Source organism: Litchfieldia stipae, from assembly GCF_014837155.1.
Lineage (GTDB): Bacteria > Bacillota > Bacilli > Bacillales > Bacillaceae_L > Litchfieldia.
On the sequence record NZ_JACYHA010000047.1, the window covers coordinates 1 to 2,726 of the forward strand.

Consider the following 2,726-nt stretch of genomic DNA (forward strand, 5'->3'; position numbering starts at 1 on the left):
TTCATACAGATAGGTAAGGGTTTGAAATTATCGCTCCCTTTTCCCCCTGTTCACACCGTACGTGCGACTTTCACCGCATACGGCGTTCCAACTAAACCAATTTATTCTTTCTATGTATTAAAGCAGACGAGTGCTATTTTCCAGTATTAGATAATTTCATTTTGACATATTAATCTCAGTTTATTTACTTTTTCTTTCTGCTTACTACTAAGCTTCAAAGATTGTAAGAGATTTTCTATTTTAACTTTGTCTTTTAGATGTATCAATTGATGAATTGCTTTATGAACAATAATCAAATTTGAATAATTATCATCTTTCGACAGGTAATAGGGGTTTATATGATGACAATGCCATTCATGAATCCCTAACTCTTCACCTAATATGGCACATTTTCCATATTGGGCGATAAACTTACTAATCCTGTTATCATTATATTCAATAGATCTATTTGGAATATAGTTTCTCATGATGTGAGCGAGCGTTGTTTTATCAATTGCTTTCAGGCTATTGTGTATCTTTGCTCTACCTTCGGCAGTAAAGTTACAAATCTTTTGTGAGAAACACAGTGGAGTTTTCCACCGCTGGGCATGTATAGGAACAAATACCATTTGTTTTATCTTAAATAGTCTTGCCTTATATCCCTTGTATCTTTTCTGTAAGGTTTTAGTCATATCATGAAAACTTGCCTCGGTTCTAAGGTTCTTTAATTGATTATATAACGATTTTCGCAGATGAGCGTTTAACTCATTTAGATTGATAGTAATGTTAGTGGCGAAAGAGTAATAGTTTTGGATTCCCATGACGACAGTATTGAAATTCCAAACAGTTTGAATGCAAGGCTTTCTTTTGACTACTTTTATGGCTTCCTTAATCTTTTGGAAGGCATTTTCTTTAGCCTTCCTCGACATATCGGACCTTGCTACATAACCAAATCTTGTTTTTCCTTTCCTAACCACTTTTATCGAGAATCCAAGGAACTCGGAAGAGTTTTTCTTTAAGTTTATTACTCTCGATTTTTCTTCACTTGTTTCTAAATGAAGTCTTTTTCTCAAGAAATCTCTCAATGCATAATTCATTTTTATTGCCTGTGACCTAGTTCTGCACATTACCTTAAAATCGTCCGCATAGCGGACGATAAAGCACTCTTTTAAAGCCGTTTTCTTTAAATGCTGATATTTACTTCCATTTGTTGAGTAAGTATATCTGCTATCAAACGTTTCCCATTGGTTACTTATCCACCAATCCAATTCATTCAATACAATATTTGAAAGTAGAGGTGATAGGATTCCTCCTTGCGGAGTACCTTTTGTAGGAATACCCTCTCCTTCAATCTCTGCTTTTAATAGCTTTGATATAATAGAAAGAAGTGATTTATCCTTCATACCTAATGACCACATTTGTTTTAGAAGTTTGCCGTGATTCACATTATCAAAGAAACCTTTAATATCCACATCAACACAATGATGGAGCCCAGTCTGATTGATAAGGAATTCAAGTCTAGCTTTTGCGTGATGAGTGCTGCGGTTCTGTCTAAATCCATAACTATGTTTATGGAATTTTGCTTCACAAATTGGCTCTAAGATTTGAAGTATGCATTGTTGAAAGATTCTATCCCAAATTGTCGGAATTCCCAAAGGTCTGGTTTTCCCTTTTCCTTTTGGGATGAAGACACGCCTCACTGCTTGTGGTTCATACCTTTTGAACATGGATTGAACCTTTGCGATTACATCTTCAACTGTTAAATGTAAGATATCATTAATAGTTAATTTATCTGTTCCCGCAGTTTTGCTACCTGTGTTTCTTTTAATGTTTCGGTAGGCAAGTCGTATATTATCATCAGAACACATTAATTCTGTTAAGTCATAGAAGTGATGACCACTGACGCTTTGAGAATATAGCGTATCGAAGCAATCTTGCATACTATAATACTCACTGTGTCTCAGTTTCTTCCGTTTCAATAAGTTGGTGACTCCTTTCGGAGTTAAACCTCTTTTAGTCTCACAAGAACCTTATTAATCGATAAAGAACTGCCTTACTTGGTTGAATAAATCTTTAATAGTCTAGTGGCTATCCCTCCATGTGGATTAGACATTTCATTGGTACTGTACCACCACTTTCACTGATATAAAGTCAAGTTATACAATAACTAATGTCATTATTGTTTTCCTTTCCAACGATTCATTGGAAGCAAGTCCTCCCCGTTATCAGCTTACAACGTTGAGTTATATCTATTATAGAATGAACTTAGGTGCTTCCTGTAAGCCTGTTAGCATTCATACGCCTGTAACGTATCATGGGTGTTCATATTAGTTATTTTTACTTACCCACATCTAACATCACAATTTGGTGATATACACATTTCTATGTATTGCAGGTATAGACCCGTACATCCAGAAGTTTGTCAGCTTAACCTTTTCTTTTAGGTTTCTTCGCATACTCACCATATTCATTCAACTCAAGCATCATGATTTACACCACCCCTTCGGGTAGGCTTTCGACAGTTAATATTACACTGTTACGGTAAATTCTCACGCCTGTTCACCGAGCTCTTAACACTATCATTCTTGCTAAATCAAGTGCTAATCGACTAAGAGAGAACCCTTCAAGGCGTTACCCTATCATTTGATTCTTCGATATAACCCTTCAGTTCCATAAGGAACTGCCTAACCTTTACCAGAGTGATGTAACCATCCTCCATTTAAGCTAGGAACATTTCGCACAACTAA

General features: G+C 35.8%; 1 protein-coding gene. It reads right to left on the minus strand.

The window, feature by feature from the left end:
- Nucleotides 1-146: 146 nt before the first annotated feature.
- Complete coding sequence (gene ltrA, locus F7888_RS22190; protein WP_462937544.1) at nt 147-1,958, minus strand: group II intron reverse transcriptase/maturase; 1,812 nt, start codon at nt 1,956-1,958, stop codon at nt 147-149.
- Nucleotides 1,959-2,726 lie beyond the last annotated feature (768 nt).